The 24314-nt window shown below is 40.9% G+C and carries 21 protein-coding genes, 1 rRNA gene and 1 other annotated feature; of the genes, 10 read left to right on the top strand and 12 right to left on the bottom strand.

The features are described 5' to 3' along the window. Positions 1-23 precede the first annotated feature (23 nt). From QR40_RS24720 to trpD, 3 genes are all read right to left on the bottom strand, one after another. On the bottom strand, positions 24-647 hold the full coding sequence (locus tag QR40_RS24720; protein ID WP_027294958.1) for a phosphoribosylanthranilate isomerase: 624 nt from the start codon (positions 645-647) through the stop codon (positions 24-26). Positions 648-800: 153 nt separating this feature from the next. Further along, the gene (gene trpC, locus QR40_RS24715; protein ID WP_044297228.1) at positions 801-1580 is read right to left on the bottom strand and encodes an indole-3-glycerol phosphate synthase TrpC; all 780 of its coding nucleotides are present in this window, start codon (positions 1578-1580) and stop codon (positions 801-803) included. 9 nt (positions 1581-1589) lie between these two features. Further along, positions 1590-2603, bottom strand: coding sequence for an anthranilate phosphoribosyltransferase (trpD, locus tag QR40_RS24710; protein ID WP_027294960.1), 1014 nt, complete (start codon positions 2601-2603; stop codon positions 1590-1592). A 44-nt stretch (positions 2604-2647) separates the two neighbouring features. Between trpD and QR40_RS33865 the strand changes: the two genes are divergently transcribed. Further along, positions 2648-2722: a DUF6783 domain-containing protein gene (locus QR40_RS33865; protein ID WP_377146398.1), complete on the top strand. Its 75-nt coding sequence runs from the start codon at positions 2648-2650 to the stop codon at positions 2720-2722. A 91-nt stretch (positions 2723-2813) separates the two neighbouring features. Here QR40_RS33865 and QR40_RS24705 read toward each other — a convergent pair whose 3' ends face one another. Both QR40_RS24705 and trpE read right to left on the bottom strand, forming a co-directional pair. Further along, complete coding sequence (locus QR40_RS24705; RefSeq protein ID WP_044297226.1) at positions 2814-3383, bottom strand: anthranilate synthase component II; 570 nt, start codon at positions 3381-3383, stop codon at positions 2814-2816. Beyond that, positions 3383-4843: an anthranilate synthase component I gene (gene trpE / locus QR40_RS24700; protein ID WP_027294962.1), complete on the bottom strand. Its 1461-nt coding sequence runs from the start codon at positions 4841-4843 to the stop codon at positions 3383-3385. Before trpE ends, QR40_RS24705 begins: the two co-directional genes overlap by 1 nt. Positions 4844-4948: 105 nt before the next feature. Beyond that, positions 4949-5236, bottom strand: a binding site (T-box leader). 580 nt (positions 5237-5816) lie between these two features. Between trpE and QR40_RS24695 the strand changes: the two genes are divergently transcribed. The 6 genes from QR40_RS24695 (at position 5817) to QR40_RS24670 (ending at position 13488) form a co-directional block, all read left to right on the top strand. Continuing rightward, complete coding sequence (locus tag QR40_RS24695; protein WP_044297225.1) at positions 5817-7223, top strand: ABC transporter substrate-binding protein; 1407 nt, start codon at positions 5817-5819, stop codon at positions 7221-7223. Positions 7224-7348: 125 nt separating this feature from the next. Further along, positions 7349-8206, top strand: a complete 858-nt coding sequence (locus tag QR40_RS24690) for a carbohydrate ABC transporter permease (RefSeq protein WP_044297224.1) — start codon at positions 7349-7351, stop codon at positions 8204-8206. Then, positions 8207-9037, top strand: a complete 831-nt coding sequence (locus QR40_RS24685) for a carbohydrate ABC transporter permease (protein ID WP_044297223.1) — start codon at positions 8207-8209, stop codon at positions 9035-9037. Positions 9038-9059: 22 nt separating this feature from the next. After that, entirely contained in the window at positions 9060-10133 is a 1074-nt protein-coding gene (locus QR40_RS24680) for a uroporphyrinogen decarboxylase family protein (protein WP_044297221.1), read from the top strand. A gap of 120 nt (positions 10134-10253) precedes the next feature. Continuing rightward, on the top strand, positions 10254-11990 hold the full coding sequence (locus QR40_RS30315) for a sensor histidine kinase (protein WP_052431044.1): 1737 nt from the start codon (positions 10254-10256) through the stop codon (positions 11988-11990). Further along, positions 11983-13488 carry a response regulator transcription factor gene (locus tag QR40_RS24670; protein ID WP_044297219.1) on the top strand — a complete coding sequence of 502 codons (1506 nt, stop codon included), beginning with the start codon at positions 11983-11985 and terminating at the stop codon, positions 13486-13488. Before QR40_RS30315 ends, QR40_RS24670 begins: the two co-directional genes overlap by 8 nt. Positions 13489-13647: 159 nt before the next feature. On the opposite strand, the gene QR40_RS24665 is transcribed toward QR40_RS24670, so the two are convergent. The 5 genes from QR40_RS24665 to QR40_RS24645 all read right to left on the bottom strand — a co-directional run bounded on the left by QR40_RS24665 (position 13648) and on the right by QR40_RS24645 (position 19471). Beyond that, complete coding sequence (locus tag QR40_RS24665) at positions 13648-14889, bottom strand: uroporphyrinogen decarboxylase/cobalamine-independent methonine synthase family protein (protein WP_027294963.1); 1242 nt, start codon at positions 14887-14889, stop codon at positions 13648-13650. A gap of 16 nt (positions 14890-14905) precedes the next feature. Further along, positions 14906-16219, bottom strand: coding sequence for a family 4 glycosyl hydrolase (locus tag QR40_RS24660; protein ID WP_044297218.1), 1314 nt, complete (start codon positions 16217-16219; stop codon positions 14906-14908). 80 nt (positions 16220-16299) lie between these two features. Then, positions 16300-17115, bottom strand: a complete 816-nt coding sequence (locus QR40_RS24655; protein WP_044289499.1) for a carbohydrate ABC transporter permease — start codon at positions 17113-17115, stop codon at positions 16300-16302. A 13-nt stretch (positions 17116-17128) separates the two neighbouring features. Then, positions 17129-18034 (bottom strand): carbohydrate ABC transporter permease, encoded by a 906-nt coding sequence (locus tag QR40_RS24650; RefSeq protein ID WP_242849124.1) that lies wholly within the window; start codon positions 18032-18034, stop codon positions 17129-17131. Between the two features lie 69 nt (positions 18035-18103). Next, positions 18104-19471 carry an extracellular solute-binding protein gene (locus QR40_RS24645; protein ID WP_052431043.1) on the bottom strand — a complete coding sequence of 456 codons (1368 nt, stop codon included), beginning with the start codon at positions 19469-19471 and terminating at the stop codon, positions 18104-18106. A 537-nt stretch (positions 19472-20008) separates the two neighbouring features. Here QR40_RS24645 and QR40_RS24640 point away from each other — a divergent pair. From QR40_RS24640 to QR40_RS24630, 3 genes are all read left to right on the top strand, one after another. Beyond that, positions 20009-20731, top strand: a complete 723-nt coding sequence (locus tag QR40_RS24640; protein ID WP_044297216.1) for a GntR family transcriptional regulator — start codon at positions 20009-20011, stop codon at positions 20729-20731. 78 nt (positions 20732-20809) lie between these two features. Beyond that, entirely contained in the window at positions 20810-21811 is a 1002-nt protein-coding gene (locus QR40_RS24635) for an N-acetylglucosamine kinase (protein ID WP_052377874.1), read from the top strand. Continuing rightward, positions 21792-22829, top strand: a complete 1038-nt coding sequence (locus QR40_RS24630) for an SIS domain-containing protein (protein WP_027294969.1) — start codon at positions 21792-21794, stop codon at positions 22827-22829. The genes QR40_RS24635 and QR40_RS24630 overlap by 20 nt, the downstream gene beginning before the upstream one ends. Positions 22830-22964: 135 nt before the next feature. On the opposite strand, the gene QR40_RS24625 is transcribed toward QR40_RS24630, so the two are convergent. Together QR40_RS24625 and QR40_RS24620 are read right to left on the bottom strand one after the other, a co-directional pair. After that, complete coding sequence (locus QR40_RS24625) at positions 22965-23327, bottom strand: hypothetical protein (RefSeq protein WP_044297215.1); 363 nt, start codon at positions 23325-23327, stop codon at positions 22965-22967. Positions 23328-23815: 488 nt separating this feature from the next. Further along, positions 23816-24314 (bottom strand): 23S ribosomal RNA (locus QR40_RS24620); the annotation flags it as partial.

Here is a 24314-nt window from a genome sequence, read left to right as displayed (position 1 = left end):
TGCGGCTGCCTTGCCGGTTATACTTATTTCAGACCTCTGACACGTAAGATAAATTCTGCGATCTTCTGTCTGTCCTTTATCCCAGCCGTTTCAACTGCACTGCTGACATCTACGGCATATGGTGCACACTTTTTGCATTCCGAGATAGAAGCCGCTGCATTATCTGCTGTCAGTCCGCCCGCCAGGAAAAATGGTTTCTTAAGCTGTGGAATCAGGGAACGGTCAAATACCTGCCCGCTTCCTCCGTACTGTCCCTTCGTATAAGTATCCAGAAGCAGATAATCACAGGGCAGCTCTTCTGCATTCCTGATCTGCTCACCACTCTGCACCCGAACTGCCTTAATCACAGGACAGGAAATACGATTTTTCAATTCTTGAATATACACCTGGGTTTCATCCCCATGCAGCTGTACCAGATCAATAATTCCCATTTCACATAGCTGTACGATTTTCTGCTGCTCCTCATTTACAAACACGCCGACTGCTTTGATCGACGGAAGAAGCAATTTTTTCAGCTCCCCAGCCTGCACCGCCGTTACCTGCCTGCTGCTCTTTGCAAATACGAAACCGATATAATCCGGAACCAGGTCATTTACCATACAGATATCTTCCTGCCTCTTCAATCCGCAAATCTTAATTTTAGTCATACTTCACCGCCTTTATCCGACCATTTTCCCACCTTTGCACTACCATTTCAACCAACTTATTTTCCATTTCTCAGAGAGTATCCGGAACCCGCCTTAGAACGTGTTAAAATTGCTTTCTGACAGCTGTGCATTACACTTAGCAGGATTGAATTTTCATCCACGCTTTAAGGAATCCAGCATCTGTTTTTTATTGCTGCTTCGCATTAACGTCTCTCCAATCAAAACCCCATTTACCTTTGCTTCACGCAAAACCCGGATATCCTCCGCCGTCTTTATTCCACTCTCTGCAATAAAGATCACATCCGCCGGTGCCAAAGCACGGAGTCTGGTGCTGTTATGGATATCCACAGTGAAATCTTTCAGATTACGGTTATTCACCCCGATGATCCTGGCACCTGCTCTTAATGCACTCTGCATCTCGCTTTCATCATGGGTTTCCACCAAGGCGGATAGGCCCAGTTTATCGCAGATTCCGATATATTCTTTTAGTGTCTCCGTATCCAGCAGTGCACATATTAAAAGTACCATGCCTGCTCCAAGCACTTTTGCTTCATAAATCTGATAGGGATCTATGGTAAAATCCTTACGCAGTACCGGTATGGAAACTTCTTTTGCTATTTCTTCTAAATATTGATCACTGCCCTGAAAATATGTTGGTTCAGTCAGGCAGGAAATCACAGATGCCCCCGCCTCCTCATATTCTTTCGCAATGGACAGATATGGAAATTCTTTTGCAATTAATCCCTTTGAAGGAGAAGCTTTCTTCACTTCACATATAAAGTGGATTCCTTCCCTTTTCAACTCCTGCTCAACCGGGAAACCGGTCTTCGCGTTCATGCTAAGCGCTCTGTCCATCATTTCTTCCATGGAAACTCTTTCTTTCGCCCCTGCCACCCGCAGCCTTGTATCTGCAGCAATCTCATCTAATATCATTCTGGCACCTCACATTTCCTTTGTAGTCTTAATAAATTCTGCCATTTTCGCATATGCCTTACCACTGTCAATGAGGTCTGCCGCCATTTTAATTCCATCCGCCAGGGTAATATCATCAATTCCAAGATAAAGACTCATTCCGGCATTCATTAAAATGACATCCCTTTTTGCCCCGCGTTCTTTACCGGATAAGATATCTTCTGTAATCTTAGCATTTTCTTTGGGATCTCCGCCTACCAGATCGGAAAGCTCACACCGGTTCAGTCCAAACTGTTCCGGAGCAATTGAATAAGAAGTAATTTCTCCAAAACGGATCTCATAAACCACAGTTTCTCCGGTAAGTGTAATCTCATCCAAGCCATCATTTCCGCATACCACTACGCCCCTTGTAACTCCCAGATTGGAAAGCACCTGCGCCAGCGGTTCCGCCAGTTTTCTGTCATAAACGCCAAGAAGCTGCATTGTCGCCGCTGCCGGGTTTGAAAGCGGACCCAATATATTAAATACCGTTCTGGCTCCTAATTCCTTACGTACCGGCGCTGCATACTTCATGGATGAATGGTATACCTGGGCAAACATGAAACACATTCCTGTTTTTTTCAGTATCTCTTCATTCTGCTCTACGCTCAGCGAAACATTTGCTCCCAGATTTTCTAATACATCCGCTGCACCGCATTTACTGGAGACACTGCGGTTTCCGTGTTTTGCAACCGGAACCCCGCCTGCCGCAACTACAAAAGAAGCTGTTGTAGAAATATTAAATGTTCCGACTTCATCTCCACCGGTTCCAACAATATCGATTACTTCTCTTTCTGGTTTTAATTTTATGCCCTTTTCACGCATAACCGTAGCAAATGCAGTGATTTCCTCTATTGTCTCCCCCTGCATACGCAATGCAGTCAGAAATCCCCCCATCTGTGCCTGGGTTGCGGTTCCATCCATCATTTCTTCCATAACTGCCTTAGATTCGTCATATGTCAGGTTGTTACCATTCATCACTTTATTAATTGCTTCTTTAATCATGCTAATTACCTCCTGCTTTCTATTTATTATCGAAATTTTGCTGAATTCTGGGCAAATATGCTGCAAAGTGGGGCGTGCAGATGGCGGGAATGAATTTTCAAACACGCTCTGATCTATGAATGCCCCATATGCATATTTTTTTACCCCTGGGTATCATATCTGAAAATTATTTTAACAATGTAAGGCTCTATCCCATTGCATGATTGTCTGTTATGATAACTTCAGAAAATTTTCCAATATCACCTTCCCCTGGGGGGTTAATATGGATTCCGGGTGAAACTGTACACCAAAAACGGAATTTTCTCTATGCTGTACCGCCATAATTTCGCCCATTTCATCCACCGCTGTAACGAATAGAGAATCCGGTATGGTTTCTTCTTTTGCTACCAGAGAATGATACCTTGCCACATCTATTTTTTCAGGAAGTCCTTCAAACAACGGGCACTCTGAATCAATCTTAATCGTACTTTTTTTCCCATGCATCAACTCTTTTGCATGACCGATCTTTGCTCCGTACACTTCACAGATCCCCTGATGTCCAAGGCATACACCCAGAATGGGCATTTTACCCTGCAATTTTTCCACAACTTCCTCGCATACGCCTGCATCCTTGGGATATCCCGGTCCCGGCGATAAGATAATATGCGAAGGATTTAAATTGCGGATTTCATCAATACTCATTTCATCATTTCGGATCACTTTAATATCCGGGCAGATGCTGCCCGCCATCTGTACTAAGTTATAAGAAAAGCTATCATAATTATCAATCAATAATATCATTATTCCAGGACCTCCTTTGCATTCATAATGGCGTTCATAACTGCTGCTGCTTTATTAGCCGATTCCTCATATTCTTTCTCAGGAACGCTGTCAGCCACAATTCCGCCTCCTGCTTCCACATATACTTTGCCGTCTTTCTTTACCGCCATACGAATGGCGATACAGGTATCCAGGTTACCGGTAAAGTCCAGATATCCCAGCGCCCCTCCGTAAATACCTCTTTGTTCACTCTCCAGCTCATTGATAATCTGGCAGGCACGGATCTTCGGTGCACCTGACAGGGTGCCGGCCGGAAGGACTGCTTCAATGGCATTTAATCCGTCATATTCTTCCCTAATATTTCCTTCTACCTGAGAACAGATATGCATAATCTTGGAATATTTATGAATCATCTGATACTCTGTTACTTCCACTGTATCAAACTTCGATATCCTTCCCAGATCATTTCTGCCAAGATCTACCAGCATGTTGTGCTCGGAAAGTTCTTTTTCATCTGCCAGAAGTTCCTGTTCCAGTTTTTCATCCTCTTCCTGATTTATCCCCCTGGGCCTTGAACCGGCAACCGGGAAAGTAGTCAGCCTGCCATTTTGCAGACGCACCAGGGTCTCCGGTGATGTACTAATTATTTCTTCCTCATTGATATTCATATACACCATATAGGGAGAAGGGTTGGTAGTCCGGAGCACCCGGTACGGATTGATCAGATTCCCTTCATAAGGACTTGTAAACTGTCTGGCAATAACTGCCTGGAATATATCCCCGTCTACGATATACTCTTTCGTCTTTTCAATAATCTCACAATAGGCTTCCTTGCTTACATTACAGGTAAATTCAACTTTCTGCTGAATCTTCTGATCCTCCAGAATCGGTGCATTTCGTATAATATTGGTGATACTCTCTATCTCAGCCATAGCTTTGCCATAATTCTCCATCACCTTGTCTGTTTTCATATTTACTACAATGCAGATCTTTTGTTTTAAATGGTCATAAGCAATTACCTTATCAAACAACATCAGGTCATAATCATTAAAATTACCTTTATTGATATTTAATGTGGGTTCCGCATATCCAATCATAGAATATGCAAAGTATCCAACAAACCCACCCGCAAATGGCGGCAGCCCTTCCAGATTCGGAGCCTTGTAATCTTTCATTATGGAGCGTATTACCTCAAGGGGCTTTTTCGTACTAATTTTTTCCATAACCCCATCCCGCGTGATGGTAACCTCATCATTTTTACAGAAAACCCGCATCACAGGATTAAATCCCAAAAAGGAATATCGTCCCCATTTCTCGCCGCCTTCTATACTTTCTAACAGATAGTAACATTTGCTGATATTTGCAAGTTTCCGAAGTAAGGTGATCGGTGTTATAACATCCGCATATATTTCCTTACAAACCGGGATCACATCATAATCCCCTGCTAATTCTAAAATTTTGTCACAGCTTGGCTGCATCATGGTCACTTCCTCCTTTTTTGTCTTCATTCCCGTTACATATTGCAGACCTGCCTGCAATACTGCCACTGCATTTTAGCTATAAAAAAAGACCTCTGCCCCCTATATCCAAGGGACAAAAGCCTGTAGCTTCTGCGGTACCACCCAAGTTGCTGATCACTCAGCCACTCTTTTTATGTACGATCATACATACCTCGTTGATAACGGATAAGGCTCCCGTCAGCGTCTACTCTCACCTCTTCCACTCTGCATTATTTACAGGGTTTCCGTTAACTGCTGTGATTTTGAGCTGCCCTCGCAAGTCCATTCAATAAAATCTTTATTACCGCCTTCACACCACCGGCAGCTCTCTGGGAATAACGAATCTTATTTACTACTCTTGTTCATCGGTTTTGGTTCAATACTTTAATTTAATACAGTATATGCTTTTCTTTTTTATTTGTCAACTAAAAATTTTGTTTTTCTCAGATTGAATGTAGATTTTTTACATTTCTATGATAAAAATTTAATTAGCCTTAAGATTATCAATAATCAGAAGCAAGCGGATATCTGTCACAGGGTACTTGATTTTTTCAAGTATCCTTTTGCATTTCATTATACTTTTTTATATTAGGTGACCTCCATCTGATTGCTAATAGACGATCTTCTCCCTATATGTTACACTTAAATTATAGGTATCTAAACAATAAAAGTGGTATTGCAAATAATTTTTGTATAAAACCTGGCATATGCCACTACAATTTTTTTAGGAGGCAACATGCAAGGTACTTCTAAAAACACTTTGCTCCTAATAAATATAAATCAGAAATGCTGCTGTGGCCGGAGAAATCAACCTCCGGCTTTTTTAATGGAAAATTTTGTTAATAAATAATATATTATCATTCAATATTATATGGTATAGGATTGGATTTTTAATGTATAAGTACAGCAGCTGCATGATAAAATAAATCCATAAAAACCAAAAGGAGGATAAGAAATGAGAGGAAAAAAATTTTTAGCGGCAGTACTGGGTATTTCGATGCTGGTCTCCATGTGTTCAGGATGCGGTGAAAATGAGAGTGCCAAAACTACAGGTAACAGTGAGAAAACAACCAATAAAGAATCAGCAAAGACGGATTCTCCCAGCGAAGAAACTGCAAAGGCGGATTCCACCAATGGAGAAACTCCAGTCGCAGGTGCGTTACCTTATGAAGGAGTGACCATAACCTTTGCAAAAGATACAGACTCCTCTTCGGAAGGTGTAGAAGCTGTTATTGCCCTGGCAAAGGAAAAACTGGGGTTGAATGTGGAACTGGAACTGATTCCCGGCGGTGCAGAAGGGGACAATCTAATCCGAACCAGACTGGCATCCGGCGATATGCCAGACCTGCAGTCCTATAATTCCGGCTCGCTATTCTACGCACTAAATCCGGAAGAATATTTTATGGATCTGACGGGAGAACCTTTTATCGATACACTGGATGAAAACTTTGTAAAATCTACTTCCGTAAATGGGAAACCCTATGGAATTCCCCTGTTTGCTTCTCAGGCAGGCGCTATCGTATACTACAAGCCTATCTATGAGGAACTGAACCTGGAGATTCCAAAGACCTGGGATGAATTTCTTAAAAACTGTGAGAAGATCAAACAGTCAGGAAAGGTGGCTATGATTGGAACCTGTGCTGATTCCTGGACCGCACAGCTTATCTTCTTTGGAGATAACTACAATGCACTGAAGAAAGTTCCTGATTTCCCGGAAAAGTTCGACGCGGGAGAGATGAAATTTGCAACCACCCCTGCAATGGTAGAAAGCTTTGATAAATATGCGGATCTGATCGGCTATTATAACGAAGATTATCTTGCAGCAACCTATAATGACGGATGCGACATGATCGCAACCGGACAGGGTGCACATTGGCCGGCACTTACACAGGTATTAGGAAATATAGCAAATCTGTATCCTGACGCTATTGATGATATTGGTGTCTTTGGTATTCCCGGAGATGATCCTAACGATGTGGGACTTACACTCTGGATGCCTAATGGAGTCTATGCAAATAAGAATACCGAACATCCCGAAGCGGTAAAAGCATTTATGGAACTCTATGTATCCAAAGACGGACTGGATGCCTATTGCGGTAAAGAACTGCCCAATGGACCTGTGGTAGTAAAGGACTATGTAATGCCGGATAATACATATCCAGCAGTTAAGGATGACATGATGGCTTATCTCAATGCCGGAAAGACAAGCCCTGTTCTTGATAATCTGGTGAAAGTAAAAGGTCTGGAATGTCCGACAATCTGCGTAGAGTGTACCACAGGAGAACTAACCGGTGAAGAAGCAGCAGCCGCTTATGACGAAGATTGTAAGAAACAGGCGATTCAAATGGGTTTAGACTGGTAAAACTGTGAACTGTATCGACTAAATCAGGTACATTTATACCTCAAACTGGGGGCGAGCAGAAGATAACGTATTATCATACAGGCTCTGATTCACTTAGGGCAGCCCCCAAAGAAAGTGAGAAGATTATGAAAGATAAAAAAATATATACTTACTGGTTTACATTACCCGCACTTTTCATTTTCAGCATCTTTTTCCTGATCCCCATGATTACCTCAGTATTTTTCAGTATGACAGTCTGGAACCTGAAAGATTTTAAATTTGTTGGATTCCAGAATTTTATACAGTTTTTTACAGAGAGATCTCTGCGGATCGGGATTAAAAATACCCTGATCTATGCATTCTTGACCAGTGGGGCAAAAACAATATTAGCTTATGGAATAGCCATCCTGCTGTCAGGTAAATTGAAAACGAAAAATTTTTTACGGGCAGTTGTCTTTTTTCCCAATTTAATCAGTACTATCGCCGTAGGAATCACTTTTGCAGCGATGATGCATCCCACGAAAGGTCTTTTCAACACCGTTCTGCAGGCCATGCATCTTCCTACTATCAATTGGTTAGGAAATGCAGATACGGCAATCTTGAGCATTGTACTTACAGATATCTGGAAAGGGACGGGAGTTGGTGTTATCATCTTCCTGGCAGGTATTCTGGCAGTTGACAAAGCCTACTATGAAGCAGCGGACATTGACGGTGCCGGAGTCTTTCAGAAGATAAGATATGTTACTACTCCACTGGTAAGACCTTCTCTGAACACAGTAATCATCCTATCCCTGATTGGTGGAATGCGATCCTTCGACCTGGTTTGGTCTATGACAAAAGGAGGTCCCGGATATGCCACAGATGTGGTTGCATCCATTGTATACAAGCAATATGCCGCAGGATATTATGGTCTGTCCACAGCTGGAAATGTGATTTTGTTCCTTCTAATTGTCATATTTGTTTTTCCTCTGAGATCTTACTTGCTGAAAAAGGAGGAATATTAAATGAAAAAATTCAAGGTAAAGAGACTTGCTGCGGAGGCTGTCGCCGTAGTAACGGCCGTACTTATTTTTATTGTACCTTACTTTTTAATATTTTTTAACTCCGTTAAAGGCAGAAAAGAGGCTAATCTGTTAAGGTTAGATATCCCCGCAGAATGGCATTTTGAAAATTATATTGAAGTAATAAAGGCTAATAATTATATACTGCTTACGGCTTTTAAAAACAGTATTCTCATTGCACTGTTGTCTGTGTTCGCAATTATATTGACTGCATCAGCTGCCGCTTATGTCCTTCAGCGAAGATCCGGAAAAGTTTCCGGCGTTATCAGCATTATCTTTCTGACAGGCCTGATGATTCCACCTGCCATTATGCCCACGATTTGGCTGCTGAAAAGCCTGCATATCTACAAAACATTTTTCAGTATGGTAATGATAGAGAGTTCGCTGCAGCTTCCCTTTTCCATCATGCTCTACAGGAGTTATATGTCTTCTATACCTAGAGAGCTGGAAGAGGCGGCACTTATGGATGGATGCACTCCACTGAAAATATATACATCCATTATATTTCCAATGCTGAAACCGGTATCCGCCACCGCTTTTATTCTTAATTTTATTACTATATACAATGATTTTGTGAATCCCCTTTATTTTTTTCCGGGTACAGAAAACGCAACCGTTCAGCTGACAATTTACAACTTTATAGGCCAGTTTTCCAATTCTTATAACTTGTTGTTTGCCGACGTCGTTGTCATTACAATTCCCATGCTCATATTATTTATCTTCTTCAATAAAAAAATAATTGCTGGTATGGCAGCCGGTTCTGTTAAAGGATAACGTTTTGGAGAGGAGGAATAACATGCAGCCAAGAGAAAGGGTACTCCGGGCGATGCGAAGAGAAGGCAACCCGGATCGTATGCCATTTGAGATCAGCTGGGGTGCTTTCACACCCGGTGTCATGGAAACATATCACAAAATAACAGGAACGAACCTTCCACCGGAAGAATATTATGATTTTGATGTGAGAACGGTAAGTGTTGGTCCCAGCAGGAAGATACGGGATGTCAGCATTTATTATGACGAAGAGCTGCCAGCGGATATTGTACTGGATGAATTCGGTGCGGGAGGAATCCGTGGGAGCCAGGATCATTTTCTGGAATTCCGGTATCATCCTCTATCAAAAGCCCAGTCTTTAGAAGATATAAGGGCATATCAATGGCCGGATCTTGACGCAGATTACCGCTATGAAGGTTTGAGAGAGCAGGTATCCACCTACCATAAAAGAGGTTATGCCGTTACGGGTGATATGTATTCCACCATTTTTGAGACGGCATGGATGCTGCGTGGTCTGGAAGAACTGCTGATCGACTTTTATGAACAACCGGAGCTGGTACATGAACTGTGTGAACAGATTACCCGTCTGCGTATCAGACAGGCTCAGAAATATGCCGAAGCCGGGGTGGATATTATCCGCCTGGGAGATGATGTTGCCACACAGCTGGCACCCATGATAAGTCCCTGCCTGTACAGAGAATTTTTTCAGGTACGTATAAAAAGAATTGTGGATGCTGGTAAAAAGATAAACCCCCAGGTACTTTACTTTTTACACAGCTGCGGAAAAGTTGAGGACATGATTCCTTATTTTCTGGAGGAGGGAATTGATATCCTGAATCCGGTTCAGCCTGAATGCAATGACCTGGAAAAAATTGCGCATTTATACGGGGATAAGATTTCCTTTTGGGGAGGGATAGGGACTCAGACTACCATGCCATTTGGCACACCGGAAGATGTAAGGACAAAAGTACATCAGGTACAGAAAATATTAGGGATAAACGGCGGACTGCTGATCGCACCATCCCATATATTAGAGCCGGAGGTTCCCTGGGAAAATATCACAGCCTTTATTGAAATTGCCAAAAAATCTTACTATTAATTTTAATTACAGAATGTTATGATTAATTTAGATATTTTAGCCACACCCCAGATTACTGCAGGAATATATGCCGGATATCTATGAAAATATGGGGTAAAGTTCTGGCGTCAGGGGGAGACCATGCGATTTCGAACAAAATTAGTACTGCTTTATGCCGCTTTTTTCTTTTTGGTGGTCTCCGGACTGGGGATATATTTTTATCAATACAGCACAAAACAGTATACGCAGGATAAAACGAATAATCTGGACCTAATGGCAGAACAGATCCTGAACCAGTTCAATGCATTGACAGAAAAAATGGAATACCGAATACGGTTCATGCTGTCCGATCCGGAGGTTTTGAGATCCATCATAATCTTGGGCGACCCCGAAGGAATGCGGGGTGAATACCTGGATGGCGCAAGAAATACCATTCAAAACAGTATGATCATCGACAGTACAATGAACAGCTTTTACAGAGTTCTTTATTTTAATGAAAACGGTGAAATAATTGCCATGAAAACCGGAATCAATGAAGCTATCAATAAAAATGTAGATTTTCATTCTATGCCATGGCTACAAATGGTAAATAAAAAGCAGGGGAAGCCGGTACTGGTAAATACCCATAAGGATATCTGGGGATATAAAAATGAGGTTGAGGTGTTCTCAATCATAAAAAAAGTCCTTGGAAAAAATACGGGATACATAGAGATACAGTTTGATACTGATAAACTGCAAGAGCTATTAAAAATTGCAACCCCCAATGGGGAGGTCATTGTTTTGAGCAATGATACAGAACTGCTGTTTTCTACATCAGGCAAGGCTGAACCGGAAAATTTATACTCTCAGGAATATTTGTTTGGGGAAGCCGGGCAGGAAGCATATGGCATCCGGGTAATCGTAAGAGAGGACCGAAAATCAGTCATGGAAGAGAGCGCCTATATCTTAAAGATGTGCGTGCTTATCATGGTGACAGTCTACTTGCTTTTGCTGTCCTTTATTTATATCATATCCAACTACCTCACCAAGCCCCTGAATAAATTAAAAAAGGTGATTGAAACCACGGAGATTGAAAATATGGGTCAGACTACCAAACTGGAAGAATCAGACGATGAGATAACTGCCTTAAGCGAATCTTATCAAAATTCCATGGTCAGGCTAAAAAAGGCTATGATTCAGGAGCGGCGCCTGGCAGTTTTACAGATGGAGGCTCAATTTAATTTTTTGCAGGCACAGGTGAACCCCCACTTTATCTATAATGTTTTAAATGTCATCTCGGGAAAGGGAATTGAGAGCGGTGACGAAAGTATCTGTATCATTTGTGGAAAACTGGCTGCCATGCTGAGATACTCCGCAGATACGGATTGTAAATATGCCACATTATCCAGTGAAATCCAGTATGTAGAGCAGTATTTATTCCTGTTAAAGTGCCGCTACGATTACAAACTGAATTTTACCATAGACGTAGAAGCCGATGTCCGGGAGCAGAGAATTCCCAAAATTGTACTGCAGCAGATTGTGGAAAACTGCATGAACCATGGTTTTCAGAATAAAATAGACAATATGCTGATTCAAATAAGCGGTGTTCGTAAAGACGGAAGGCTCAGAATCAGTGTGCAGGATAACGGACAGGGATTCACGAAATCCTGCCTGGAGGAACTGAAAGGAAAGTTCAAAAGAACCAAAGAACAATTGCTGCACTCCCGTGAGAATATCACAATGAAAATAGGAGGCATGGGATTGGTAAACACATATGCCAGACTTTTGCTCAGATATCAGGATGATCTGGAATTTTATATTGATAACAACGCTGGGGGTGCGGTAGTGTGGTTCGAGATTCCTTTTCTTTATATGGAGGTGGATATAGAAGATGTATAGAGTACTGATCGTAGAGGATGAGCCGCCGGCAATTAAACCCATAAAAACATTGATCTATAAATACTGTAAAGATTTTGATCTGGTTGGAATTGCAGAAAACGGTGTGGATGGAATTTCCATGGCAAGAGAATTGGAACCGGATCTTATCATTACAGATGTGCACATGCCACTTATGGATGGGATAGAATTTGTTTCTAAAATAAAGAGAAAAAATCCGGAAAGCCTTATCCTGATCATCAGCGGTTACAGTGAGTTCGAGTATGTACAAAGAGCCATATCCTATGGGGTAAATGATTATCTTCTAAAACCTATCGTACCGTCAGAATTCATTTACACTATGAATAAGATCGAGAAGCTGCTGGAGAAGCAATTTTATCAAAACCGAAACCGGCTGCTGAAAAAGATGTCTAAGGAGAAATCTGTGGATCCGATGGAAGTAAAACATTATTTTCCATATGATAAATATTTTCTTTCAATTATTCGGGTAAAGGGTATGCCAGGCAGATTTGAGCGAAGCGGAGAATTGGAAATTTATTCAGAAAAGGATGAAACAATAGCCGTTTATGGCAGAGATTTAAATGAAGGTTTATATTTGATCCCATATGAAGTGATCGGAAACAGCGATATCAGAATGTTTAATAGAAAAATCATGAAGCAGTACAAAAAAATAGATGTATATTTTACTTTCGTATATATGACACGGCCTGTCAGTATCCGCGATATACCGGAAACTATGAAAAAACTTTATAAACTGCTGGATAAAAAGATTATAATTGGAAAGACACAGGTCTTAAGCGAGTTGGATGACAACAATAAATATGTGGAAGTTAATCAAAAAGATGCTTATGAGATTTTGGATAAAATCGATTATATCTTTCATCAGATGGAATATGGCAAGATAAAAAATGAACTCCGAACACTGTTCAGACAATGGGCATCTGAGGAAAGACCTCAGATCTATATATCCCATATGCTGAAGCAAATCTTATATCTGTCCCAAAAATATAACAGGGAGAACATCGCCGGCTGGCTGCTTGAAACAGAGGATATTTTAGAAGAGATATTAGCTGAAGCCAACCAACTGGAGGATGTTCAAAACGGGTTCACTGATCTCCTATTACAAAGTCAGCAGGTTTTAACAATAGAAAAAGTTGATGCTCCTGAATTTCTTGAATCTCTGAGAAATTATGTGGATTGTCATATTGGAGAGGAAATTTCTCTGACCAGTATATGCAGCACTTTCGGTGTTTCACAGCCTTATTTCAGTAAAATTTTCAGAAAATACATGGATAAGTCTTTTAACCAATATATAACCGAACAACGAATGGAAAAAGCAAAAGAGATTATCTGCAATAATAAAGATTTACTGATTAAAGACGTTGCTTCACTGGTGGGGTATAACAATCAGTTCTACTTTAGCAGGATTTTCCATGCGTATACCAGGTTGAGTCCTACTGAATATTTTAACAGGGCATATGATGAGCGGGAAGGCGGATGACATAATTTCAGCGCTTCCATCTGTCTCCGGGTCTTTAGTTTTTATTGTACAATACCCGGTTCTGCATCAGCCTGCTGCATCTCTGCGCCTTCCCTGCCCTCTTCTGTTATTTCCTGATATCTAAGTAATAACACATTTTATTTTCTTAATTCTATACACTTAACCAGCCGACTCCTCCGCCTGCTCTCTGACAATTTCCACCGCCCGCCTCACATCTTCCAAATCCCGTACGCGGTAAACATCCCGCATAATAAATTCACACTGGCATCCTTTTGCCGCATCCAAAGTTTCTTTAATATGCTTTGTCCAGGCTTCTTCATCCAGCCTGCTTTCTACGCCCAGATAGTTTGCATAGGGCTTCCTGGAGAACACCACGTCTGTTCCCCGAAGCATTTCTCCCATTTTCTGCTGGCTGCTCCACGGCGATACGGATACCTTCTGTATATTAGGAATTTCCTTTATGACATCCTGCCATATATTATGCATTGGCTCACAGCATCCATAATAAATCAGACCCATTTCTCTGCATGCCTTTGCCATATATGGAAGGCAGAACTCGCGGAACATATCCGGTGATATGGATGCTGCCTCCTCCGCTTCTGCCCAGATCCAGACATCCTTTAATGTCGGACTTTCTGCTCCCGTCACAGGAAGGCGATCCGTAAAGCCATAGCTGCTGAGGCAGGTTTCCTGATTGCTGTTATTTAAAGTCAGAATTCTGTTTTTCTCATAATATTTCATTACCTTTATCTGGTTTTCCGTTAAATAGTGCATCAGTTTATGCAGGGTTTCAGGGCAGTCATACATGGACATCATATAATTTTCAAGGCCCAGTAGCTTTACTGCCTGAAAAGGAAGTGCAATCATTGGCGGGGTTCCTGTGAGTCTCACTGACATAATTCCGTCTAATATATCCTGCACAAAATCATAGGAATTTTGTGTCTTTTTATGGTTTATGTTAATTACTGCAGGTTTCAGCCTGTAAAAATCCTCTTCCAGATCCCGGATTGGCGAATGATATTCATAGCCGACATCCCTGCCATTGGCATCCAACGCATGGCATTCCTCTATAGGAAAGCCAAATTCATCAATCTCTGCCTGAATTGGAATCTCAAATACATCCGGAATCACTTTGTCATCCTGAATCAGTTCATATTCACGAATATTCCTTAACAAACGGTATTCGATTTCACGTGCCTTTGGATCCGTACAGTACAGAATATGATCAGGTACCATGTACTGCCGGAATGTCTCTGTCTCCACAACTACGGGCGGAACCGTCTTTTTCCCCGTATTTACATCCATCCATTTTTGCTTTTTCTGTTCCATTTCCGGCAGATTTGCATATGCTGTCTGCCTCTTAGCCAGTTCTCTCAGATACTGCTTTTCTTTTGCCCACATGAAGACGAATCCCCCTTTACTTCTCTTTCCATGCTTCCGGCAGCAAGTCCAGATTTGCATGAATCAGATCCTTTAAAAGTAACTCCGGATACAGACAATTAGCTGACAGCGGATCCAGATACACCGCCTGTAATGCCTTCTCATAACTGCATGATACCGCTGCTTCCACCATGAGAAGATATTCTCTTCCCAGCCTGTCGCACTGCGCAGCAATAGCGTCAGGCAGCCTCCCTATCTTCTGGGGATGCAGACCAAATTGATCAATATAAGTGGGCAGTTCTACAATGATATCTTGTGAGACATTGTCAATATATCCTCTGTTCACTACATTTACCATTTCACTGGAGATTTCCCCTGTATTCAGAGATCTTATAAAATTTGCCGCAGTTTCACCGGAACCTTCCAGCAGTTTCTCAAATCCCCTGTTATGCATTCTTACCTCGTCGAACAGCTCTCTGGCCTGATCCCTCCAACCATCCACCACCTTAAAATCATTATTTTTCCATTCGTAATCCTTTTCTTTCAGGATCTTATCCTTTAAATAATACGGCACAAATTCTCCTACATGCCGGTCTCCTGGGGCAGGATAACATCCATAAATGCGGTATAGTTCCGCAGATATGGGCTCTTTCTTATCCATCCCACTTCTATTTAATGCATGGCTAAGTTCAGGGTACACGTCTTCCCCGTCAATCCTCATATCTGTAAACCAGGTAAAATGATTGATTCCCGCTGCCCGGTAAGAAAACCGCTCCCAGTCAACCTGAAACACTTTTTCAGCCAGCCACTGTGCCGTATCCGGTGTACCATGGCAAAGGCCAAAGTTCTTAATCCTGGAAAACTTTTGAAGAGCAAGACAAACGGCACCCTCCGGATTGGAATAATTAATCATCCAGGCATCAGGGCACAATTTTTCCATGGCACTGGCAATATCTAATATCACAGGTATTGTTCGCAGCGTCCTGATAATCCCACCGGGACCGATTGTGTCTCCTACCGATTGCAGCACTCCGTGATCCGTACATATTCTGATATCCTGTTTCCACCGCTCATATCCTCCTGTCGCTATCGTCATGAACACATAGTCGGCATCCGGAATCGCCTGCTTATAATCCGTATGGGCAGTGATCTCAAACTCCCGCTTCGCAAAATGTATCAGATGAATAACAGCTTCCTTCGTCTCCTCTAAAACTTCCCCGTCAATATCTACCAACGCAATATGTCCGCCGTTAATACTATTTTCCTTTAAAATATCCCCAATCAGACGCAGCGTAAATACAGAACTTCCCGCTCCGATAAATACAAATTTACAATATCCGTTTTCTCTCATTTTTGCTCCCATCCGTGCGCTTTAAGCGCTCATATAAATTAAGGAAGTTGAAAGTACTTTTCTTTCAACCTGTCACCTCTCTACTTAATCCCCGTTAATGTGATACTTTCTACAAACTGCTTCTGGAAAATAAAATATACAATTATAATCGGCAGCATTACTAAAACCCCCGCACTCATTGATGAGTTATAATCCGTTAACAGACTGGAATTGAAAAAATTAAGCGCAAGGGGCAGGGTCATCTTATTCTCACTGGTAAGTGCAATCAGCGGCCATAAATAATCATTCCACCTGCCCATAAAAGTAAAGATGCAAAGTGCCGATATCGCGGGTTTGATCATCGGAATAATCAGTCCGAAAAAAATCCGCCACTCTCCGGCTCCTTCAATCCGTCCGGCTTCCATAATCTCATCCGGCACATTCTCCGCAAACTGACGGCACAGAAAGATTCCGAATCCGGAAACCATATAAGGAATTACCAATGCCGCAAGTGTATCTAAAATATGCAGCTTATTACTGATCAGGTACGTTGGAATCATCGTTACCTGAAAGGGAACCATCATGGTTGCCAATATTCCCATAAACAGTATATTTTTTCCTCGAAATTGAAATTTACCAAAAATATATCCTCCCAGACAACTGGTCAGTGCCACAATTCCGGTGGCAAGAACAGACGTTACAATACTGTTAAACAGCCATCTCATAAACGGAGCCTCTGTTAAAACCTTCTTATATCCATCCAGGACAATCTGCGTAGGAAAGAATGAGGACTCTATACTCATAATTTCCGCATTTCCTTTAAAAGAAAGCAGAACACACCATAGAAACGGAAAGGCAACTACCAAGAACCCTATACCTAATATAAAACCTTTTAAAATCTTTGACAGTATCTTCATGGTATCCCCCCTCCTAATATTCCCAGTCTGACTTTACACTAAAAAACTGTACCATGGATATAATTAAAATGATTCCCAGTAATACCATTGCCATTGCAGAAGCATAACCCATCTGGGAATATTGGAATGCATAATTGTAAATATTGTAGGCTATGACATTGGTCGCATTATTGGGTCCGCCCTTGGTCATAATCTGTATTTGGGCAAAAGCCTGAAAATAGGTGATATACGTCATCATACTGACAAATAGCATATTTCTGGATAAAAGGGGAAGCGTAATCCGGAAAAACCTCTGTACGCAATTCGCACCGTCAATGGAAGCAGCTTCCAGAAACATTTCAGGAACGCTGTCCATTCCTGCCAGAATTAAAACAATATTATATCCCAGATCACACCACAAAGTAGTAATGATAATCGCAATTAATGCCGTACTGCTGCCTGTTAACCAGTTAACAGGTGCTATTCCTGCTAAAGAAAGCATTTTATTAATAATCCCGGAACTGGGCTGATACATAATGGCCCAGACATAGCATAACGCTACAATAGGAATAACTGCCGGGATAAAAAACCATCCTCTGAAGAATGAACGGATTTTCCGCTTTTTTATTGATTTGATTACAACTGCCATCAATGTTGAAATAACGATATTTGCATTAACCGCAATCAGAACAAAAATAATTGTATTTTTCAATGAACCTAAAAATTCCGTATCATGTACTAATTGAACATAATTATCCAAACCCACAAAAGGTGCCTGGCCAAATCCACTATGATTAAAAAGCGACATGATAAAACTATAAAATATCGGTATAACGGAAAAGACAAAGAATACAATCAGAATAGGAGTCAGCCCTATTATGACAAATCTTCTTTGACGGCGGCTGATACCCTGTTTCCTCTTCACTTTTTTATTCATCATCCTGCCTCCTTAAGGAACTGCTGCAAAATAAAGTCCGGAAAATTTATTTTGCAGCACTCTCCATTCTGTTTATTTTGTCTGGGCTAACAGAGAATCGATATGCTGATTAATATCCGTCTCAGCCTTATTCAAAGCTTCCTCTGTGGTATACTTGCCATCAATCTGGCTTTTAAATATATCCCGGATTGTGGTCTTGACAAAATCCATATCCTGAACCGGGCCTACATTCTGCGCATATTTTAAATATTGGAACTGGTCCTTAAATCGTACATTCTCTTCCGCTTCCGTATATGCCGGATCTTCTACTAATGCTTTTAAAGACGGAATTGTCTTTGTTGCAAGATTAAACTCAAGTGACTTTTCGGGCTGCAGACAATACTGTATGAATTTAAAGGCATTGTCTTTATTCTTACTATTTTCAGATACTACATAAGCCCATCCGGTTTCCACAACAAAATGAGGTTCATCTCCGGTGACCGGAGGAAGAAATGTATATTCCCAGTCATCATTTTTCAACTCCTCACCAATCGCTGAAGCCCAGGATCCTTTGATTAGCTGCGCTGCTTTCTTGTTAAAGAAAAATACATCTGATGTGATATCCCCAGTAATATGCTTAGTATCTGTGACCTTGTCTGCTTCGATAAGATCCACCAGTTTCTGCCATGCCATTTTTGCCTCTTCAGACTGGAGAACCATATGGGTCCTGCTTTCATCCCAGAAGTTTCCGCCATACTGCAGTATCCAGGACAGGAATAACTGTGCAACATTGTCACCGTTGTCAAATTCCAGACCGCCATATTCCAGAACATCTCCATTGTATTTCACATGATCCTTGGCAATTTTAATAACTTCTTCAAAAGTCTTAGGTGCCCCTTCTATTCCGGACTCCTTAGCCTTTTCCGGCACATAAAATAATCCGCTTTCCATCTGCATTTCGATGGGAACACCATAATAGGAGCCATCTTTTTCATACCCCTCCACTGCACCGGACAGGAAATTCTCCTTTAAATCTGATGCCATATCATCCGGTACTTTAGCTAACACTCCCTGGTTGATATAGGTCGGCATCCATGCACCGAATCCCTGAATAATATCAGGCTCATTCCCGGCAGTAAAAGAAGCTTTCATCTTCTGACTCATAACATCATACGGAAATACCTGTATATCAATTTTGATCCCGGTCTCAGACTCAAATTCTGCCGCCAGTTCCTTTGTTGCCTTTACAAATGCAGGACCGTTATGCATCCAAAGTGTCACAGGCTCTCCATTAGCCTCTGCATTTTGCGTATCCGGCTGATCCGCTTCCGAAGATACCGCTGTTTTCGTTTCATCTTTTTTCTGTGCTTCTGAATTTTCTTTACCGGAACAGCCATAAAGAACTGAAGACATAGCCAGCATACAGGTTAAAATAACTGTGATTCCTTTTTTTCTTCTCATAGTATTATCCTCCAAATTTACATAAACCAAAATTATGGTTTTGTTTTCTAAATTGCTACAAGGCATCCTTTACCTATCTAATCCAAACCTTCTCCTGATTTTTTCCGGATCAAGTGTGAAAGAAAACCGCTTTCACACTACTGATTTTGGAATAGAACAAGCCGGCTTGTTCTATTCATGGGGTAATGTTTGAATATTGCACTTATCAAGTCGTCATAATAATGAACCCCCGTTCACCTCTCTTCCTATATTGATCCTGTTTTTATAGAACCAATATTCTTCTTGTCCTTACGTTTCCCTTATCTAACTTGTATTGCTATTATAAGACAAGTTTATACTACTTGCAATACATTTATGCAAATTATTCACTTTTCATCATTATTTAACAATATTTATAGTCATTTTTTATACATTATTACGTTTTATTTTTATTTTTCAAAAAGCCCTTGCACATTTTTAATAGTTGTTATATTATATTAATACCTTTAAGATTTATTTCCGCTGTAATGTCATAATCATATTTAAGGAGGATCCTGTATGTCAAAAAACAACGACGTTCAAAATAATTTCAAATACACACAGCTCTACGATATATTAGTTGAGAAAATAACTTCCGGCGAGTGGAAGCCACACGATAAAATGCCTACCGAACGGGAATTATGTACGCGTTATGCGCTCAGCCGCATTACCGTCCGTGATGCTCTGGACTTATTAACTAAAGACGGTTATATTTACCGTAAGCAGGGCAAAGGTACCTTTGTCTCTGTACGCAGAATAGAACAGACTCTGACAAAATTTTATAGCCTTCGTGAAAACATTGAAGCAAAAGGAATTACGCATAGTAATAAAGTTCTATCATTTAAACAAATACCGGCAGTAGGCAAGGTAATGGAAAATCTGAAACTAAATCCCGGCGATATGGTATATGAGTTAATACGCTGCCTATATGCCCAGGACATTCCTTATGCAGTGGAAACTTCATACATACCGGTGAGCATTTATCCTGAGATGACCCTTGAGAAAATTAAGGAAAACGGACTTTATAAAACGATGCAGTCCTTTAATATTATACCGGAACGGGCTACTGAAAACATAACTGCAGTCCCCGTTTCACGAGAAGATGCACTGCTATTAGGCATCAAAACTTCTGATACTTCTATTAAGATTGAAAGAATCACTTTTTCCAGAAATTATATCATTGAGTATACCGTCGCCTTTATTAAAAGTGATTTCTTCTCTTACCGAGTGGAACTGAATTAACGGATGTCAAGTACATCCAATAACAGTAAATTTAAGATAAGGATCGAGATGCATGGAGTATGCAAAGGAGGAACCAACATGAAGTATCTTTTAAGTATGGATGGGGGCGGAACTAAAACCGCCTGGATGCTGACTACCTACTCCGGGTCTGTTGCCGCCCGCTTCGAAACTTCCGGCTGTTCCCATCCCCAGATCGGTATTTCCGGTGTATGTGATCTGGTGGAAAACGGGATCAGCAAGCTTGTTGAAACAGCCGGATGCCGCAAAGAACAAATTTGCAGTGCAGCCTTCGGCATCCCCTGCTATGGTGAAGATTCCGCTGCAGACCGGAAGATCTCCGGATATTTCCACGCTCTTCTGCCACAGGCTGTACTAATGCTCTGCAACGATGTTTCATTAGGTTTTGCCGGATCCCTCAACCTATCTCATGGTATACATATTGTAGCAGGCACCGGTGCCATTGCATACGGGGAAAATATGGAAGGAAAAAGTGCCAGGGCTAATGGATGGCATACGGTATTTTCAGACGAAGGTTCCGCTTACTGGCTGGGAATGCAGACACTTTCACTGTTCGCTAAAGAATGTGATTATCGTGAAGACCGTTCGTACTTATATGATGTAATACATAATACCCTCTCTCTTCATGATGAAGAGGATATGGTCTCATATTATAATAACTTCTTGTCAGGAAATCGGGAAGGTATTGCAAAAATGCAGATGTATTTGAGTGAGGCTGCCAAGAAAGGCGATGCTAATGCCCGCCGCTTGTATGATATGGCAGCTTATGAACTCTTTATTTCAATAAAAGCAATTTATCGAAAACTGGGATTTTCACCTGAAACTCCGGTACGCGTTTCTTATTCCGGAGGAATTTTTAAAAACGAAGGTCTTATACTTGACCCCCTTCAAAGATATTTAAAGCAGCTTGCGATTACCCTTACTCCCCCTTATCTTCCGCCCGTTCAAGGCGGCATCTTACTGGCTGCTCAAAATATATATCATCACGAACTATCAGAATTAGCTCTTCATTTAAAAGAGCAAATATCAAAGGAGGAACCACATGTATACCATTCAAACTGAAATTTTTTCCCAGCCTTCTGCTCTTATGCAAACACAGGCACTTTTTAAAGAAAAACACGATCAGATTTATGAATTTATAAAAAAACCCTTCCAAAACATTATTTTCATAGGCTGCGGATCCGGCTTTATGCTGAGTGAGGGTGCCGCTGCTATGTTCTCCATGTACACTGACAAAAAAACAGTAGCTGTCTCCGGCGGTGAGATTATTTTGTCACCGGAGAAATACAGCAGGATATTTACCAACGCTCTGGTTATCGTTGCCTCCCGGTCCGGTGAAACCAGTGAAGTATTATTTGCTTTAGAAAAGCTGCGTAAACTTACAACCTTTAAAACTATGGGTATTATCGCAAAGACCGATTGTTCTTTGAAACCATATCTGGACTTTACACTGGAGATTCCATGGGCTTTTGACCATAGCGTATGCCAGACAAGAACTATTTCGAATATTTACTACTCATTAACAATGTTATTGGCGATCTATATAGAGAACGAGCAACTGGCAGCGGCATTTCAAACATTTTTTGAAAACCAGTCAGCATTTTTAGAAGAACACAAAGAAATGTGTCAGATAATAGCACAAAAAGAATGGAATAATGTAACTGTGTTGGGTGATGGGGAAATCAGCGGAATTGCAAGTGAAGGAAGTCTGGCATTTACTGAAATATGTATACTTCCCGGAGAGTATTTTAATCTTCTGGATTACCGGCACGGACCTATTGTCCTGGCAAATGAAAAAAAACTATTTCTTATTATCATTAACCCCAATGAAAGTAATTACCAAAAGCAGATGATCAAAGATATAAAAAACCGTGGTTCTTATGTTATTACTCTGGGACATCATACAAAAGACTACTGGGAATCGGATTACCATGTTTCCCTGCATGCCATTGTTGAACCCATTGCCTGGGGTATTCCATTTATAAATATATGTCAGATGCTGGCATTTTACAAGGCCATTGAAACAGACCATAATCCGGATATCCCCGGCGGCCTGAATCCTTATATTTCCCTGAAATAACAAATCAGTTTTTATATAAGGATAAAAAATATTTCCAAATAAATATAAAGTGCTGACGTATTAAACCGAACTCCTAATCGATAGACTTTTGGTCTAACAATTGGGAGTAGGTTCAATCAAATCAGCACTTTTTATTTATTTTTCTAAAGCTTTTTTTCCGACATACAATTTATTTTTATCACCCTGAACGGTGTTAACAAGAAAAAACATACCCGTCTTCCTTTTATTTATAAATAACACCAGAACAAATCCTATGATACATATTCCCAAAATGAAGTATATATTCTGTTGGTAGGAAATAGCTTCCGCCAGATAAGCAATCTTCGACAGGAATACAAAAAATGATGATACAAAAAATATTCTTGCACAAAATGAAAAATATTCATTCTGATCGGCCTGTTTCACAAGCCTTAATGCACGTTTATGCGTTGATAGAATAGACTCTGTGCAATAAGAGATTCCTATTATCATTAAAACAAACCCTAATATCACCTGCATATTTCCCTCCCACTTTATTATAACATTTACTTTGTAACTTTATTATGTCTATATTCTACATGGGATTTGTTAATTCTAGTCTTGTTTTATTTAAAGTTTATGTAAAATTTAAAACGTTTATATTTTGTAGACTTTCATTATATTTTATAGTTACCTATGGTCTTCCATGTTTTCTCACTATTTTTGCTGATCCACGACTGACTATGATGCCTATTATTTTTTTTATTATTTATTCCTTACTATGATGCCTATTATTTTTTTCATTATTTATTCTTTACTATGTTACCTACTATTCTTTTTCATGTTTCATTCTTGCCTCATATTACTGGCTTATCCATAAATTTATACACAAAAAAAGCAGCTATCTTTAGCTGCCTCACATGCATATACCTTCAAAATCACACATAGAAATTCATCAAATTATCATCCGTTCTTGCATTACCAACTTCGTTGATCATATCAACTTTATTGACATTATCCTAAACCTTATGGATAAGCCTTCGACCTATTAGTATTAGTCAGCTCCATACATTACTGCACTTCCACCTCTAACCTATCTACCTCGTCGTCTTCAAGGGGTCTTACCGCTTATGCGGGGGATATCTCATCTTGAGGGGGGCTTCACGCTTAGATGCCTTCAGCGTTTATCCCTTCCCGACTTGGCTACCCGGCCATGCTCTTGGTAGAACAACCGATACACCAGAGGTCAGTCCAACCCGGTCCTCTCGTACTAAGGTCAGCTCCTCTCAAATATCCTGCGCCCACGCCGGATAGGGACCGAACTGTCTCACGACGTTCTGAACCCAGCTCGCGTACCGCTTTAATGGGCGAACAGCCCAACCCTTGGGACCTACTACAGCCCCAGGATGCGATGAGCCGACATCGAGGTGCCAAACCACTCCGTCGATGTGAACTCTTGGGAGTAATAAGCCTGTTATCCCCAGGGTCGCTTTTCACCGTTGAGCGACGGCCATCCCACTTTCTACC

The organism is Robinsoniella peoriensis (assembly GCF_000797495.1).
Lineage (GTDB): Bacteria > Bacillota > Clostridia > Lachnospirales > Lachnospiraceae > Robinsoniella > Robinsoniella peoriensis.
This window is presented reverse-complemented; position numbering and strand designations above follow the sequence as displayed.